Below are 17,135 nucleotides of genomic sequence, written 5' to 3'. Positions count from 1 at the left end.
CTTAAGTATTGCGTAGAGGGCGTGTGTATGAAGTTGTTTGCGCCTTTTTTCCTTGGCGTTGCTGCAGTTGGCCTGTTGAGCGGAGCAGGTCACGCGATGTCTCTCAGAGATGCAGTGAATCTGACCGTTTACAGCAATCCCGAAATTGGTGAAGCAGTATTTGATCGCAATGCGATCGGCTTTGAGCTGAAGCAGGCCAAAGGTGAATGGCTGCCGCGTCTTGATCTAGAGTTTCGTGGAGGTGCGGAATGGGCGGACCGAAGTTTTACCCGCCAACGCGATCAGTTCTTCTATGGCCCTTATGAGGTTCGAGCTACGGGGCGGCAAAAGCTGTTTGACGGCTTTGCGACGACCTATGAGATTGAACGTCAACGGGCGCGGTTGGATGCGACTTCCTTCCGTGTATGGGAGCGCTCTGAGTTCATTGGCTTGAGTGCTGTGCGGGCTTATGTGGAAGTTTCCCGCCTTTCTGAGGTCAAGCAGGCGGCGCAGCGCAATATTGCTTATCACAGCAAGGTTGCGTCGGATATGCGTGCGGGCTTGTCACGCGGTGTCGTATCAGTGGCTGATGTTCAGCAGGCCAGCGAGAGAGTGTTTGCTGCAACACTGGCATTGGAAGAGGTCGTTGAAGAGCTGGAATTGGCCGAGGCGACGTTTATTGAGGTGGTTGGTAAACCAGTGGGACGCTTGGGGGGCGTGCCAAGTGTGACGCGCCGCATTCCGGGTACGCTTCCAGCGGTCCTGAATGTGGCGCGGCGCAACAACCCGCTGATTGCCTTGCGCAAAGCGGATGTGGATGCTGCAAACGCTCAGATTAAGATTGCGGAAGCGGACTACTATCCTAGATTTGATCTGGAACTGTCGTCTCGTGTGGGAGAGAACCTCAACGGTTTTCCCGGCGTGAACAATCAGGCGACTGCGCTGGTCGTGATGCGTTGGAATCTGTTCAACGGCAACATTACAAAGAACCGGCGTGCGGAACAGGTGGAACGTGCTGGAGAGGCGCGCATGCGGACGGCGCGTGCGTATCGTGAAGTGGAACGGGAGACACGCGCTTCCTGGATCCGGCGGGTGGAGCTTTCCAAACAGCTTGCAATCATCAAAAAGCAGTTGTCAGCGTCACAGCAACTGCTGATTTCCTATGAAGGACAGTTCACAGTTGGTCAGCGCACTCTGCTGGATGTTCTGGATACGCAAAACACGGTGTTCTTCACTGAGGTTTCTGAGATTTCTGCGCGGTATGCGCAGACTTTTGCTAATTACCGGCTACTTGCTGCTATGGGCGGATTGCTGGAGGCGTTTGAGGTTCAACCACCGGCGCAGGCTGAAGCTGGCTATCGTAAAGTACGGGATGATGAAGAGACAGAGAGCTGGTTGCCGGGCAAAGCCTTGCCGGGAGTTACTGCTCAATGGGTACGAGGCACACCTGTCGCAATGCCTAAGCCAAAACAGTGAGGGAGGGGATTATGGACATGCATAAGCTGCTAAAGCTGGCGAGTGGCCCCGCGCTTTTGTTTTGGGGGGCAGCGGCTTCGCTCAGCATTTGGGCGAGTGAAGCGACAAGTGCAGACCTTTCGGTAGCGACCTCTGACTATTACCGTGGTGGTGTTTGCTACAACTTCAATCTGCAGCATCCGGAGGAGCTGCACAATGAGATCTCCATTCGGGTGCATGATTACTTTGAGGAGGCCAACACAATCGTTGTGGCCGCTCAGCAGGCAACCATTGTGCAGCTGCGGTTTGATTGGGCCTTAGAAACGCGGGATTGGTGCGGCGTGGCCATTGGGTACATGAAAGAGGCGGTTTGGGATGATGAGGCCGTCAATCGCTGCCTTTGCTTTCATGAGTACATGAGAGAGTACTAGGCTGCTTGGTCATCCATTTCCCTTTGAGAGGATATGGATGACCTTTTCTTTTGGTCCATCTGCCAGAATGCGGCCTTTATCCAGAATGATCAGTCTGTCGACCAGTGAGAGTGGTGCGGTTCGGTGTGTCGCGATTATCAGTGTTTGCGCTGGTTTTATGGCAGCTGACAGCGCGTTGATAAGTTGCTGCTCTGTTTGCCCGTCCATCATGCCAGTCGGCTCATCTAGATAGAGCACCTTTGGATTGCCCATAAATGCTCTTGCAAGGATCAGCTTTTGTCTTTGTCCTGAAGATAAGTCTCTGCCACCTTCCTCGATCAGTCTGGCGAAGCCATGTGGGTGCGCGTCGATGAACTCCAAAGCGCCGGAATGCTCGCAGGCTTTGACTAGATCAGCATCAGAGGCTTCTGGTCGTCCCAACTTGATGTTGTCTCTGATTGAGCCTGAAAAGAGGCTGGCATCCTGTCCTATGTAGCTAATGGACCTTCTTAGTTCAGTGGGAGCGAACTGTTGATGATCCAGATTGTCGACGGAGTAATTGCCTGCTTCTGGCGCATAAAGACCGCTTAGGAGGCGGCCTAGTGTCGACTTTCCGGAACCAACGGGGCCGAGGATCGCGACGCGTTCGCCAGCCTTGATTGAAAGATTGAGGTTTCTGAGAGTGGGTTCTTCCGACTGAGGGTATGTGAAGCTGAGGTTCTTCAGAGCAAGCTGACCTTCATCAATGGTTTTGGTCAGATGTCTGGAAGCCCAAGGCTTTTCTCTTGGCAACTGATTGATGGCATCAAGGCGTTTGTATGCGGCTTTGACTTGCTGGAAGCGAGCAAGGAAGCTGGAAAGCGTAGCGAGCGGAGCAACGGCTCTACCGCCCAGAATAACGCAAGCCACAATGCCACCCATGGAAATGAGCTTTTCTGAGAAGAGATAGGCTCCTGTCACTAAGAGAGCGACGGTGGTGAGCTGTTGCAGAAAGCCTGTCAGGTTCAATGCCCACGTGGAGAGGGATCTGACCTTGTTTTGGGCTGCAGCTGCTGCTGCGCTGGCACTTTCCCATTTGCCCAGCAGTTGGCCCTCTGCTCGCTGAAGCTTGATTGTTTCCAATCCATACAGACTTTCCACCAATAAGGCGTTTCGGAGTGTGGCATCCGCGACAGTGGTTTCAACGGCTTTCTTAATCGGGAACTGCATGATCAAGCCAATTGCGACCACACCGATTATGGCAGCTAAAAGCGGATAGACCATTGGGCCGCCGATGTACCAGATTAGTCCGAGGAACATTCCCAGAAAGGCAAGATCCGTAATCGCAGCGATTGTTGCTGAGGTCATGAACTCACGGATGGTCTCAAACTCGCGCATTTCATTCAGAAAGCCAGCAGTGCTGCTGGGTCTGTGAGACATCTTCAGGTGCAAGGCCTGATCGAACAGTCTAGACGAGATGATCAGATCAGCGCGTTTGCCGGCAAAGAAAATGAGGGATGCGCGTAATGTCTTCAAAAGCAGATCAAAGAGCAAGGCGCCGGTGACACCGAGCGTAAGAACCCAAAGTGTAGGGAATGCCGAGTTGGGCAACACGCGGTCATAGACGTTCATTGTGAACAGAGGTGATGCTAAAGCCAATAAATTGATGAAGGCTGCTGCGAGTGCAACGAAGACATAGTCGCGTGCGACTGCTTTGATGCCGCCAAAGAACCAGTGAGACTGTTCCGGGTCCTTTACTTCTTCTTCAGTGCGTTCCGGTTTGTAAAAGGGCTTGGCGACAATCACAGTGCCGCTGCAAAGGGCCTGAAGTTCTTCCAGTTTCGCAAGGACTGCGCCACCATCTGCATGGGGTAATGCGACGGCATAGGAGTGCTCATCGTATTTTTCCAGTACCACCAGCGCGCCGCCAGATTTCAGCATGAGTACAGCAGGGAACAAGAGAGAAGACAGGTCGGTGATCTTTTGATGGAATGCCTTCGTAGAGAAGCCAGCGCGCTGCAGGGCTCTTTGCAGCAGATCTTCAGTCAGCTTTCCATCTGCCAAGGGAAGTCCCGCGATCAGGTTCTCCGAGTTGGCGGGCATGTTGTGCTGAACAAGCAGGATCTCAAGACATCCTCTGAGAGGATCAATCTCGGTTAAGATATGAGGTTCTGCCGTATCTTCCTTGGGCTGCGTTTTTGGTGACTTCTTTTCTTGGGGCATTTCAATTTCAGGTGCGACTTCCGAAGCATATCCTTCGATCACCAATGCATCATCTTCGTCAGAAGACGCTTTGGGCAAGTCTGGTTTGGCCTCTTTTCCAGAAACCTGCGTCTTTTCTTTTTTGGTTTTTGGCTTGGCCGTTTCTGTCAGTTCCAACCTGCAATTCTCCGCAATAGATCCCCGTAGTATTCAGAAAAAACAAGGAGAGTTACCCTTGGTTAGGATAGCTTGATTCCGGTTGGCTGCGTGCCTCTGGAACTTGTTGGGGAGTTTCTAGGGGGATCATCTTTGCGCCTGTTAAATCTAAAGGAGCTGATGAGAAAGTGGATTGGTTCGGGCTCTGAAACTGCCCAGCTTCCCAAAGGAGCTGCTCAGGTTTCCGTTGGGCTGGAGCATGCTGTGTTTGCCAGAACACGATTGTTGATCCTGCTCATCGGTCTTCTTCTTGTTGCATTTGTTGTTTGGGCCAGTTGGGCTCAACTGGAGGAAGTGACACGTGGTGACGGGCGGATCATTCCCTCGGCAAAGATACAGGTGATCCAAAGCCTTGAGGGGGGGATCGTTAAGGAGGTGCTTGTTAAGACCGGAGATCTTGTCAGTAAAGGGGATGTGTTGATCCGGTTGGATGATACTGGCTTTTCATCCAATCTCGGAGAACTTGTCGCCAAGCAACTTGCTTTGGAGATCGCGCGGGAGCGGCTGGAGTTCCAATCGGTCTGGCCACAAAGGGGCGAGGAGCTGTCTTATACTGACCACTATCAGGAGAAAGCCCCTCAGATTGTTGCCTCAGAGCTTTCTCTGTTTCAAGCCAATGTGGAAGGCCTGAAAGGACAGGTCGCAATCAATCGGTCTCGTGTGGCACAGCGTATGGCGGAACTGGAAGCCTCTGAGAACCAGAAGCGTAAACTGATGGAGTTACTGCGTCTTGCAAACGAAGAACGTGAGTTGAAGGCGCCCCTTGCTGAAAAGCAGATCATCCCGCGCACTGATATGCTCAAGTTGCAGCGGGAGATTGGGGATCTGGAAGGGCAAATCAACACACTTCAGGTGACTGAGGGGCGGCTGCAAGCTGCCGTTGATGAGGCTGAGCAGGAGATTGAGAGTCTTTACATCAAGTTCCGTCAAGCTGCCCGAGCTGAGATGAGTGAGGTACAGGCACAGCTGGATATCATTACCGAAACCTCAAAAGGGGCCGGCGATAAGGTCAGGCGGGCAGAAATACGCGCTCCCATGGATGGCATTGTGAACACGATTGATGTGAGCACGATTGGAGGCGTTGCATCACCTTCGCAGCAATTGATGACTATCGTGCCCGTTGAAGATCTTCTGCTCGTGGAAGCCAAAGTTAAGCCGCAAGATATTGCCTTTATCCATCAGGGCCAGCAAGCACTTGTAAAATTAAGCGCTTATGATTTTTCCATCTATGGTGGGCTTGATGGAGAAGTTGAGGGAATTTCTGCAGATACTGTTTACGATGAAGTCACCCATGAGCAGTTTTACTCCGTAATTATCAAAACCAAGCAAACGGAGTTAGAAAGTCGCAACAAGAGTCTTCCCATCCTGCCGGGGATGGTCGCCTCCGTCGATATTCTCACCGGAGAGAAGAGTGTGCTTTCTTACATTCTTAAGCCGGTTAATCGTGCACGTGAGGAGGCGCTAAGAGAACGGTAATGCGTTATGGCTCTTCCGGAATACCGGGGCAAACATCGTAGAAAACGCGGTTTGCTGCGACGAAGCTTTATAGGGATGGTGGTGAAAGCCGCCTTTCTTTCCGGAATTGTGTCCAGCATCTCCAGAGGGCAGGCGCATACTGTAAAGCTCGACTATCCCAGCAAAATACGCCGTCGCCGTCTGTTTTCGTTTATCCGCTTCACCAATCCAGCAAACCGAAAGTCACAAGAGAGCTTTGGGTTGTTTGGATCTGTCGAGATTTCTGGTGGAGACAGTCGGGCTTTCAAGAAGTGGGAGGCTGTGCTGCCGGAATGCGATCAGCAGCTGGCTTCGCTGAAAGAGTGCATTGCTGGTAATGTGCGCTGTGCTGGCTCGGTTGACTATTGGTCGCGTATTGTGCGTGGGGTAGGGCAGACGCAGTCGGTGCGCCAGCTTTCCTTGCTCAACTCCTACATCAATGAAAGTGCGGGTTACGACCCGCAAGCTGTCGCCGCTGGGTATGCGGACGTCTGGCGTGCCCCCTTGCAGTTTCTTGGGTATCGGGGGGATTGCGAAGATTATGCGATCGCCAAGTACTTCAGCCTGCTTGCGCTGGGCTACGCGGAAGCGGATCTACGCTTTATAGTGGTAAAAGACAGTCGCAGGCAGGTTATCCATGCTGTGACTTCAGTGCAGTTTCAGGGTGAGCGGTATGTGCTCGACAGTCTGCTTCCGGTGGCAACAAAAGAAGTTGACCTTCTCCATTACCAGCCTTTGGTTTCCATGCAGCGTGACGCGCACTTTACTCACTTCAGAACAGTTGAGATGCGGCAGAGGTTCTGGGCTCAGCACCGTAATGGGTAGCTATGCTGAGCCGTTACATTTAAGCGCTGTGCAGTTCCTTTGAATTTTCGTAGGCGAGTATCGCGCCTGCCAGATCTTCCAGTGCAGCCCCGACGGACTTGAAGAAGGTGATCTCCTGATTACTCGTTCTGCCCGGATTTTCGCCTCGTGTCAGGTCGTATAGATCTGCAACTACGTCCTCAGGTTTCAGAGTGCCGTTTGCGAGCGGAATGGTCAGATCACCTGCTTCTTTCATGGCGCCTGCGCGTGTATCGACAAACACTCTGGAACGGGTGATCGCTGTGTCATCTGCTTCGCGCATATTCGGGGTGAAACCACCGACGAGATCAAGATGACATCCTTCTGGCAGCCACTCGCCTTTGACTAAGGGGGCATTGGAGAGTGTTGCCACTGAAACAATGTCTGCTTGTCCTACAGCCTTTTGCAGTGACTGCTCGGCAATTACATTGAGGCCGAGCGTTGCACTCAAGTCTCGCGCATTCTCCTGTGCTTTTTCGAAGTTTCTGCCCCAGAGGTAGACAGTTTCGATCTGTCTGGTTGCGCAATGTGCTTCGACGAGGTTGGCGGACAGACGGCCAGTTCCGACCATGGTCAGTGTCTTTGCATCTTTGCGCGCAAGGTAATCGGCCGCCAGAGCTGAGGCAGCTGCGGTGCGGCGGGCTGTCAGTTCTCCACCGTCAACCAAGGCAAGTGGAGCGCCTGTTGTTCCATCGGATAACAGATAAGTAGCTGAAACTGCTGGAATACCCATGTCCGCATTGCTTGGAAAGACGCTTGCCAGCTTCACACCGAAATAGGCACCCGATTGCCAGGCTGGCATAAGAAGGAGTGTGGCATCCGCTTTGTCCGGTACACCCATGGTGTGATGGTGCCGAACCGGCATTTCGCAGCCTTCCCTGAACATGGTTCTCAAGGCTTCCACCAGTGGTTGGAAGGGCAGGGCGTTTTTTGTTTGAGTGTCAGACAGCTGCAACATACGCGTTGCTCCCTCATAATCTGCGAAGAGTACTTTGATATCTCACAGGATTACTGGTGAAGGGTTGGGTTTGTCACTTGAGATTTCATAGGGTGCGCGCTGTACCCACAAAAAAGCCCGCCGATTGACCGGCGGGCTGATCAGCTTACCGTGCTGCGTAAACGATTTCTTTGATGACATCAGGGGTGATCTTGCCGTGCTCACCAATGGCCTGCAAGAAGTCTCGTCCCTCAATGATCTGCATCAGCGTGTCGATGTCGTTCTGCTCCGTGATTTTTGCATCAGAGAGGCGGATTGGCATTGCCAGTTCTTGATAAAAATCTTCGATAGCATCGATTGTCTTTTCCGCAAGATCTTCGGTTTTCGGCAAGGCAAAGACCTTGATGCCCATCTGTTCCAGTTTTTCCCGCTTCAACTCAATCTGGCTACGCAGAAGGCTTGGCTGGATAATGGAGAGTGTCTGAGCATGGTCGATTCCATAACACGCGGTCAACTCGTGACCGATCTGGTGAGTTGCCCAGTCTTGCGGTACGCCGCAGGATATCAATCCATTTAGCCCCTGATTTGCTGCATACATCAGATTTGCGCGCCACTCGTCTGTGTCTCGCTCAGAGTATGTCTGACCCAGCTGAATGAGCGTACGCAGGAGTGCTTCTGCGTAACCATCCTGAACCAGTGCGCCTGTCGGGAAGGTCAGATACTGCTCACATACATGAACGAATGCATCGACCAGGCCATTCTTAATCTGGCGCTCAGGTAGCGTTTTCATTGTGTCCGGATCCAACACTGAGAAAACCGGATAAACATGCGGTGACCCGAAGGCCAGCTTTTCACCCGTAGACTTGCGCGTGATGACAGAGTTGCCGTTGGACTCAGAACCGGTTGCCGGTAATGTCAACACGGACGCCAATGGAGTGGCTTTCTTAATGCGGTGTTTGCCGCTTGGGATATCCCAATGGTCGCCATCATAATGAGCGGCTGCAGCAACGAACTTACACCCATCAACGACAGACCCGCCCCCAACAGCGAGAATGAAGTTAAGGTCATGTTCCTTTACCAGATCAACAGCCTTTTCCAGCGTCTCAAAATGTGGGTTTGGTTCAATGCCGGAAAACTCCACTACAGTGAAGCCTTCCAGCGCGCTCATCACCTGATCATAGACACCATTGGCTTTGATGGATCCACCGCCATATGCAAATAGCACACGACTACCTACTGGGATCTGGCGGTGAATTTCAGAGATTTGTCCCTGACCAAACAGCAGCTTGGTTGGATTTTGATAATTAAATTTCATTTGATTGCCCGGACAATTAAATTGTGCAGCCTGAATTTAATGCACATTTCCCGAGTTTGAAGAGCCGAAGTGAAACTAATTCACTTAAATAGATGATTGGGTGAGGATATGTTTTCTGAAAGGCGAGTGATTGATGAGGGGGAGTAAGTTCTACACCAAAGCCAGCTCGTCGCGCTGCATCATTTGTAGGGTTTTAGGAGACAACCTTGTCAGGATTTAAGGTGCTGATTTGATTTTTGGTTCTGTGAAATGCAGTGATCTTGAAGATATGTAATGTAGTCACTAATCCATATAACTTATTGTATTTTTGAGTAATTCCAAATCTTGATTATTTAACTCATATTTGACTTTTGTCATTTGCGACAGGAAGTCTCTTTCATATTTCTCGGATTGCAAATCATTCTCAATTGCGGGAAGCGATCAGTTTTGTCCTGGTTGGTTCGGCGCATTGGAGGGGGATGGGGGAGGTTTGCTCATGTTGGGCCATATCCTCATAAAGAGATTCCGAGTTAAAGCATGTTGAACAAAACAGCACTTCTATCATTCGCATCCGCAGTGGCAATCAGCTCCGCAGCACTGGCTGGTTCTCCTGAGGTAAAAGTCGAGGTTCTCGACAAGGTCTTTGATCCGGCAGGTGGCTTCCTAGCATACACCGAATTCGAACTTTCCGGAGAACCATTGGCTGAGGGCCTTGGTCTGGATCTTGATGTTCTGGATCCAAACCTCGTTAACCAGCCAACTGCTTTTGACTATGCAGCCGGCATCGAAAGCTACGAGTACTCTGAAGAAGCAATGTATGCGGTGAACTACCAGTCCAAAATGGGCCCGCATATCGTCAACGGGCCTTTGAACAAAGCTCGTGGTGGTTCTCTGGAAAGTCTTGGCAAACGCGTGATTGAACTGGCTGGCTCTGTTGCCTTCCCAGCAGAAGAAATCCCGCTCAACATGTATCCGATTACCTTCCCATACATCTCAGCTCTTCCTGAGTTTGGGCAGGCCGTCGACACCTCTGTTGTGTCCGGTGATGAAGCAGAGATCCTGAACGCGCATGGAAAATCCAAGATCGTAAAGGTCGATATTCCTGCTTACTTCCGCGACTACGCATCGCTTGCGTGGAAGGAAGAGGGCATGGACAAATCCTTCAACCCGGGTGCTGCTGCCGGTATCATGCTGAAGGACGTGCTGTGGGCGCAGGACTTCATGGGCGGCATGCACACCATTGCTGATGATCTGGAAGTTGAAGCTGAAAGCGCTGTCATGGACCAGGACGGCGTACATGCACTTGGCGTGTCCACCGCAGATGGCTTTAACGGCGTTATCTTGACTGAAATGATCAATGATCGTCTGGTCACATTGCGCGATCAGTTTGGTTATGACGGCAAGATGCTGGGCACGAAGCTGACCTCTTCTTATGATCCTGCAAACGGACCAATCTGGTTCCCGCGTAAAGTGGCAGTGACCGAAAAGACCGAAAACTCAGTAAAAGCAATAGGATCTTTGAAGGTGATCGATGGAGCTTCAACACTGCGCGATACATGGCTGATGCTGTGGCCACTTGCTGAGATCTATGCGTACAGTGATCAGCGTACAGTGAACACCAACCAGAACCCTGCGTTCTTGGCGGTGTTTGATGGAGCTCCGTTTGCAGCAGCAGCTGATCTGAACAAAGACAGCGATCCAATGAATGACGTTGCTTCTGACGATGTCTTCTCTGTGGCCAATGTTCTGACCAACGCAACCTTCAAAAACCTTGATGCGCTTCACTTCAATAAAGAAGCAGGCACTCTGGTTGATCTTTATGACGGCAAGCAGGGCGCTACCGTAACCTCCTATGATGCAGCATACGCTTTGCAGGCGCTGAATATCTTCCAGCGTTCTCAGGATGCTCTGGCGGTTGGTTACGCTTCAGCTGATGCCGGTGAAAGCCTTGATACTGCACGCGGTAAGCGCGCTCTGGAGCTGATCAAAGCGCAGGCAGACTTCATCCTGAAGAACCTGATTGCTGACAACGGTCTGGCTGTTGATGGCTTTGAGATCGGAAAAGGCGCGCAAGACGGGCAGAGCCTAGGCACTCAGTTTGCAGTTGTTCATGGTCTGACCTCAGCGTTCCTTGCAACTAAGGACGAAGCCTACAAAGAGGCAGCTCGTAAGCTGTTCCTGACCATTGAAGCGAAGATGTATGACAAAGCAATTGGCACTTATGCCGTGGCTCCAGGTCAGCCAACTGAGCACACACCATACACTGCCGCTGCAATCAGCGCGGGCCTGCGCAGTGCAATGCTGATCCTGCGCAACAGCGAAGGTGAAAGTGAGCCTCTGCTCGATCTGGCAAGCCTTACTGAGCGTTATGAAAGCTGGTTCCGCACTGTCATCAATGGCCGTAATGTCAACGAAGGCATGCAACTAGCAGAGTGGCTCGGCGACAGTGGTGAGAACGTGGTTGCAGGCAGTGAAGATATAGACACTGATGCAGATGGCGTTCCTCAGGTAGTGCAAGCTGGTACTGCTATGGTGATGGCCGGTAAGGTCAAGGTTTCTGCTGTAAAATAAGTAGTTTACCGAAAACTATGACAGCCGGGGTGTAAAACATCCCGGCTTCTTCTGCTTGTTAACTTAAGTCAAATGCGAAGCATTCGCATTTAGCTATAGAGACAACAAAACCAATAATCCTACAAAAGAATCGATCCGCACTCATGGATGATGCAAGCAAAAACAGTGTACCTGCAAACGGACCTAAGCCAGCACAACCCGGCGCAATAGCAGTGTTTTGGAAGCGTCTTGGTTACAAAAGCAAACATGCTGAGTTCGTGCTTTACTTCCTCACTATCAGCGGATTGATGCTGTGGGATGTGGTTGGTCTCCCGTGGCAACTCATTCAGCCCACGCTTGCCGTCCACTTTGTTGTTTCTCTCGTCCTCTTTCCCTTGTTCGTTCTTCCATTCTGGTTTTCTCATCGTGATCTTATCAAGCGCAACGGTCGTCCGTTTTTGCGCAGAACAGGGCAGATGATTGAGATTGCACTGGCCTTACTGGTGTTGAGCGGCATATATCTCGCGTTTTTTGGTAATCGGGGCAACGTTTTAGGACAGCTGGCCTATTGGCTGCACCTGTTGCCAGCGCTTCCCGTATCCCTTTTGGTGTTCCATCACGCCAAACGCTATTCCATGGTCAAGGTTGCAGCCTGGATCTTTCCATTTCTACTGGCGCTGGTGGCACTCATGGTGCCAGCTTATGCTGCCGTTGAAAGTGGCTCCCTTACACTCAATAAGGATGGAACAAAGCTGATTTCTGCCAATTTTGATGCAGGCAGCGTGTCTGTTCTTGATCGCAGCTCCAACCTTTTGCTCCACGAAATTACAGTTGGTGGAGAGGTGCGCCGTGTCGCGCTGGATGGTCACCGCAATGTTGTTGGCCTGACCGATTACACAGGTGATCGTGTGATCTTTGTTGATCTGAAGACCAACAAGGTACTTTCCGAGTTCAAAACAGATTACCGCCCGTTTGGTATTGTTTATGACAAGGCAAACGATGTCTATTGGGTATCTCTATTCGAAGCACACAAGCTTATTGCGATTGATCCCAACCGCGGTGTTCTTCAGGAAATCGAGAGTGAAGAAACGCCGCGTGGTCTCGCACTGCTGAATGATGGTCGACTGATTGTGACCCATGCCATGGTTGGCAAGGTATCCATTTGGGACACTGCTGGCGCAAAATTGAAACTGCTCAAGACCATTGCTCTTGCTGAAACGCAGGACAGCGATGAAGCCGTTTCTCAAGGTGTTCCACGCATTCTGGATGATATCGCGGTGAGCCCGGATGAAAAAGAAGCCTGGCTGCCTCACGTTCTTTGGAACTTCGATCATCCGTTTCAGTTTCAGTCTACGGTGTTCCCGAGTGTTTCACTGCTGAGCCTTGAGCGAGGTCAGGAAACAGAGATTGCTGAGCGCCGTAAGCATCTGTTCAAGCAGATTAACATCATCGACACCAACAACCGCACACGCATTGTTTCCAATCCTCATGATGCAGCGTTCTCTGATGATGGCAAAAAGGTTTATGTGACACTGGCGGGCAGTGAAGACCTGATGGTCTTTGATCTGACACGCAGAACTGCACTGACCAGCAAGAAAAAACGTCGTGCGCGTCGGAAAGGCAAACTCCATCAGGGTGGGGCAAAGGTTACGCAGATTTTCCGCCATATCCCGGGTGATAATCCGCGCGGTCTTGTGGTCTCAGTCCAAGACATCTTCGTGCAAAATGCGATGACGCTTGATCTGGTTAAACTGAAGCGCGGTGGTGACGGTCCCTTTGCCAGAGTTGCGTTGAGTGACAAACCGTCTGTTCGCCTTGTGCAGAAGGACCCGGTTGAACCTAAGCTTCGCCGTGGTAAAACGCTCTTTAACAGCGGGAACACAGATGATGCCAAGCTGACGCCGACCACAGGTGATTTCTGGATGAGTTGTCAGAGTTGCCATGTGGACGGTTTTAACTTTACCAATGGCTATCTTTACCGTTCCACGCCTACTAAAAAGTTCGACAGATCCGTTATTGGTCACGATAATCTGAAACACATGATTTCGGGCAACTTTGTCGGCGATTACCTGCGTATCATGCAAAAAACGCAAGGCGGGATGGGACACGATGATCGCGATGGTGCGCTGCAGATTAATCCGGATGAACCTACTGAACCTGTTAAACGCGACATGGAAGCGCTGCAGGCCTTTGTAACGTCGCGTGGAAACCTTCCTCTGGGCGCAAGCTGGGTCCGGCTGGATGATGATCGCAAGGTTCTGCACGAAAAGGACTGGGTGAACTCCGCCGCATGTGCCTCCTGTCACTCAGATATGTTCGAGCAATGGGCTGACTCAAATCACCGCCTGATGGGGGAATCCAATCCGTACTTCATGGTCGTGAAGTCTGTTGCTGAACAGACTGAGGGTAAAGAGTTCGGCAAATGGTGCCTTGGTTGCCATGAGCCGCAAGAGCAGTTCACAGAACCAAAAGCTGTTCCACAGGAAGGGCATATGTTTGAAAAAGGCGGCATAAGCCTTTTCAAAGCGCTTGAAGAGGGTACCCCGGATTCTGATGAAGGCACCGGTTGTCTGTTCTGTCATCGCATCACACGCATTGAAGCGGCCATGGGCAAAACAGCGGGCACCAACGCCAGCTTCACTGTCAATGTGAAGGATAGAGAGAAGTACTTTTTCGAAGATAATGACAATGCGTTGCTGCATTGGGTTGGAAACCGCCAAATCAACGCCAAGCCCGAAGTACATGCCAAGTCATACTCTCAGCCGTTTTACAAGGATTCTGCGCTGTGTAGCACGTGCCACAACGAGGTTGCACCGGGCACAGGCAGTGTGATTGTGAACACCTATGGTGAGTGGGAGAAGTCCTCCTACAACAATCCTGATGATCCTTCCAAAAACCGAACTTGCATCAGTTGCCACATGATGGCTGATGTTCAGAAAATCGGTGAGAACGTTCCAGGCATCTCCACGGATGGCGGCAAAGTGAAAGACAATGTGGTGACCCACCAGTTTACGGGTGCCAATCATCACCTTGTTGGCCTGCGCAACAAAAAACTCGCAGACATGAGCATTGAATTGTTGCGGACTGCGGCCGAACTGGAAAGCCGGATTGATGACGATGGTCAGCTGGTTGTTCGCGTCAAGAATGTTGGAGCAGGGCACGCTTTACCAACCGGTGTGGCTGACTTCCGTCAGCTCTGGTTGGATGTGACGGTCAAAGACGCCAATGGAACCATCATTCTGGAAGACGGAAAAATGGATACCAAAGGCGTGGTACCTGCTGATGCCCGCATGTTCCAGAAAGTCTTTGGTGACAAAGATGGCAATCCTGTTGGCCTGCTGTTCTGGCGTTATGAGAAGATGATCAAGGATACCAAGATCCCAGCGGATGGCTATCGGGACGAGGCCTTTGTTCTGCCAGAAGGTGTTGCTTTTCCACTCAGCGTTGATGTGAAGATGATGTTCCGCATCTATCCGCAGTGGGTGACGGATGCCGTTCGTCAATCCTACCCAGACCTGCCAAACCCTGAAGCTGTTGTTATGGCTGAACTAAACGAAATTCTGGAGCGGCCATAATGTTTGCTAGTTTTCTGATCACTTTCCGCGAAGGGCTGGAAGCATTCTTGCTGGTCGGCATCATCCTGTCATATATGCACAAACTGGGTGTTCGGCACTTCAATAAGTACGTTTATCTGGGCGTCATTTTAGGCCTCATCGTTTCTCTTGGTCTTGCCTTTGTCTTCCAGGTGGTGATCGATCAGTTCTCCAATGAACACTATCAGCACCTTCTGATGATCTTCATCCTGCTGTTTGCCACGCTAGTGCTCAGCTATATGGCCATCTGGATGCACAGACAGGCCAAAGCGCAAGTTGATCATGTCAAGAAGCAGCTTGAGTTTCATATCTCCTCTGGCAACCTGTGGGGCATGGTGTTTCTGGCGTTCATTGCTGTGCTGCGCGAGGGCTTTGAGACAGTTCTGTTCTTCTCAGCTCTTATGTATTCAGGGCAGGGCGTTACGTTGGAAAACGGCCTGATTGGTGCTTCAATCGGTTTAATTGCGTCGATTGTTCTGGTCTGGGCCATGATGCGTGGTACGCGTCAGGTGCCGATTGCTCCATTCTTTAAGTACACCAGCTTGCTGATCATCATTATTGCGGCCGGTTTGTTCTCTTCTGCAATCAATATGCTGCAGGCGATTGATGTGGTTCCGATTGTGGTCGAGCAGATCTTCAATATCTCGTTCATTCTTGATGATCAGGGCACCTTTGGCACTTTCATGCGCGCCTTGTTCGGTTATAACGCATCTCCAACGCTGATCCAGTTTACAAGCTGGGCGCTTTATCTTGGACTATTCCTGAGTTTCTGGAGCCGCGGCTATGCTCAAAAGGCCTGATCATGTTTTGGTGCTGGGAGCGGGCCCAGCTGGCCTGACTGCTGCACTGCACCTGCTGGAAGCCGGTATTCAGGTCACCGTGCTTGAAAAAGCTACCAAAGAGGGCGGTCAGAGTGGGACGACCACTTTTGAAGGGCGTCACGGAACTTATCGCTTTGATTACGGTGGTCACCGCTTCATCACCCATAATGCAGGGCTATTGAAGTTAGTAGAGGACCTCGTTGGTGATGAGTTGCTCACCAGCCAGCGTAAAAGCGTTATACGCTTTCATGGCCGTACTTATGATTACCCGTTGGCAATGGGCAACATCCTCAAAACAGCTCCGGCATCCTTGCTGGCCGGTGCCCTAAAGGATCTGGCGGCCTTACCGTTTAGCAAGCCGAATGACGACAATTTTGCGACCTGGATCTCCAGCAGGTTTGGCAAGACCCTCTATAAGAACTTCTTTGAAGGATATACGGCCAAGCTATGGGGCCTTGATCCGTCAGAACTCTCTGCTGATTGGGCAGGGCAACGGATCAGTCTGCTGGATCTGAAAGATGTCGCAAAACGCCTGTTGCCCGTTGGTAAGGATACTCCACGAACCTACGCCAGAAGCTATCGCTATCCCAAGTACGGGTTTGGCGTGATCTTTGAACGAATGGTGCAAAAGGTCGAAGCTCTCGGCGGTAAAATTATCTATGACGCACCTGTCGATGGTTTCGACTATGAGAATGGGCGCATCAAATCTGTAAAAGCAGGTGGAAACTCCTACGCCGCAGATGCTGTGCTCTCGACACTCTCACTTCCGTACATGGTCAACCTGACAGGCGGAGAGCCCGATCTTTCGTTCAGAGGCCTGCGGTTCTTCAATATGCCTTTGGAGATGGATAACCTGTCTGATTGCACCTGGCAGTACCTCTCTGATCCTGACATCATGGCCACCCGTCTTCAGGAGCCTAAGAGACGCTCTCCCTTTATGGCGCCTGAGGGACATACCTCAGCCATGCTTGAAATCCCATGTGATCCGGGAAGTCCGCTCTGGGAAATGGACAACGAGCAGATGTTCGCCAAGGCTTGCGAGATGCTGAACAAACTTGGCATTGATAGCGCAGCGGCGACAGGGGAGTATTTCTCGACTTATCAGAGCCAAGCTTATCCTTTGATGTCTGTTGGCTATGAAGCAAAAAGAGCCAGAGCGATTGCTCACCTCAATCAGTTTGACAATCTGATCCAATGTGGTCGCCAAGGCACCTTCCGTTACATCTTCACGGACACCTCTATGGAGATGGGCCAGATGGCTGCAAATGCGCTGATTGGCGATGAGAATAACCGTACAACGATATATGAACACCGCAGCGAGCGAACCGTAATTGAAACGGAAAGTGTCGCCTAGGAGATTTG

At 51.2% G+C, this 17,135-nt stretch carries 11 protein-coding genes; 8 read left to right on the top strand and 3 right to left on the bottom strand.

The genetic code is table 11. The annotated features are described in order from the left end of the window. The first annotated feature begins 27 nt into the window (after positions 1-27). Positions 28-1,455, top strand: a complete 1,428-nt coding sequence (locus PSE_RS16450; RefSeq protein ID WP_014285904.1) for a TolC family outer membrane protein — start codon at positions 28-30, stop codon at positions 1,453-1,455. A gap of 11 nt (positions 1,456-1,466) precedes the next feature. Further along, positions 1,467-1,865, top strand: a complete 399-nt coding sequence (locus PSE_RS16445; protein ID WP_014285903.1) for a hypothetical protein — start codon at positions 1,467-1,469, stop codon at positions 1,863-1,865. A 9-nt stretch (positions 1,866-1,874) separates the two neighbouring features. On the opposite strand, the gene PSE_RS16440 is transcribed toward PSE_RS16445, so the two are convergent. Beyond that, positions 1,875-4,202: a type I secretion system permease/ATPase gene (locus PSE_RS16440; RefSeq protein ID WP_014285902.1), complete on the bottom strand. Its 2,328-nt coding sequence runs from the start codon at positions 4,200-4,202 to the stop codon at positions 1,875-1,877. Positions 4,203-4,361: 159 nt separating this feature from the next. Between PSE_RS16440 and PSE_RS16435 the strand changes: the two genes are divergently transcribed. Then, positions 4,362-5,717: an HlyD family type I secretion periplasmic adaptor subunit gene (locus PSE_RS16435; RefSeq protein ID WP_148266164.1), complete on the top strand. Its 1,356-nt coding sequence runs from the start codon at positions 4,362-4,364 to the stop codon at positions 5,715-5,717. Between the two features lie 6 nt (positions 5,718-5,723). Further along, entirely contained in the window at positions 5,724-6,560 is an 837-nt protein-coding gene (locus PSE_RS16430; protein ID WP_208997962.1) for a transglutaminase-like cysteine peptidase, read from the top strand. Between the two features lie 19 nt (positions 6,561-6,579). Here PSE_RS16430 and PSE_RS16425 read toward each other — a convergent pair whose 3' ends face one another. Both PSE_RS16425 and PSE_RS16420 read right to left on the bottom strand, forming a co-directional pair. Then, positions 6,580-7,536 (bottom strand): ornithine cyclodeaminase family protein, encoded by a 957-nt coding sequence (locus PSE_RS16425; RefSeq protein WP_014285899.1) that lies wholly within the window; start codon positions 7,534-7,536, stop codon positions 6,580-6,582. Positions 7,537-7,681: 145 nt separating this feature from the next. Further along, the gene (locus PSE_RS16420; RefSeq protein ID WP_014285898.1) at positions 7,682-8,830 is read right to left on the bottom strand and encodes an iron-containing alcohol dehydrogenase; all 1,149 of its coding nucleotides are present in this window, start codon (positions 8,828-8,830) and stop codon (positions 7,682-7,684) included. A 516-nt stretch (positions 8,831-9,346) separates the two neighbouring features. Between PSE_RS16420 and PSE_RS16415 the strand changes: the two genes are divergently transcribed. The 4 genes from PSE_RS16415 to PSE_RS16400 all read left to right on the top strand — a co-directional run bounded on the left by PSE_RS16415 (position 9,347) and on the right by PSE_RS16400 (position 17,127). Beyond that, positions 9,347-11,380 (top strand): hypothetical protein, encoded by a 2,034-nt coding sequence (locus PSE_RS16415; protein ID WP_014285897.1) that lies wholly within the window; start codon positions 9,347-9,349, stop codon positions 11,378-11,380. A 143-nt stretch (positions 11,381-11,523) separates the two neighbouring features. Further along, complete coding sequence (locus PSE_RS16410) at positions 11,524-14,934, top strand: multiheme c-type cytochrome (protein WP_014285896.1); 3,411 nt, start codon at positions 11,524-11,526, stop codon at positions 14,932-14,934. Beyond that, a complete protein-coding gene (locus PSE_RS16405; RefSeq protein WP_014285895.1) occupies positions 14,934-15,752 on the top strand; it encodes an FTR1 family protein in 819 nt (272 codons plus the stop codon). The genes PSE_RS16410 and PSE_RS16405 overlap by 1 nt, the downstream gene beginning before the upstream one ends. Next, positions 15,736-17,127, top strand: a complete 1,392-nt coding sequence (locus PSE_RS16400; protein ID WP_014285894.1) for an FAD-dependent oxidoreductase — start codon at positions 15,736-15,738, stop codon at positions 17,125-17,127. Before PSE_RS16405 ends, PSE_RS16400 begins: the two co-directional genes overlap by 17 nt. Positions 17,128-17,135 lie beyond the last annotated feature (8 nt).

Source organism: Pseudovibrio sp. FO-BEG1 (genome assembly GCF_000236645.1).
Classification (GTDB): domain Bacteria; phylum Pseudomonadota; class Alphaproteobacteria; order Rhizobiales; family Stappiaceae; genus Pseudovibrio.
Note: the sequence above shows the minus strand (reverse complement) of the source record. Positions and strands in the feature narration are given on the sequence as shown.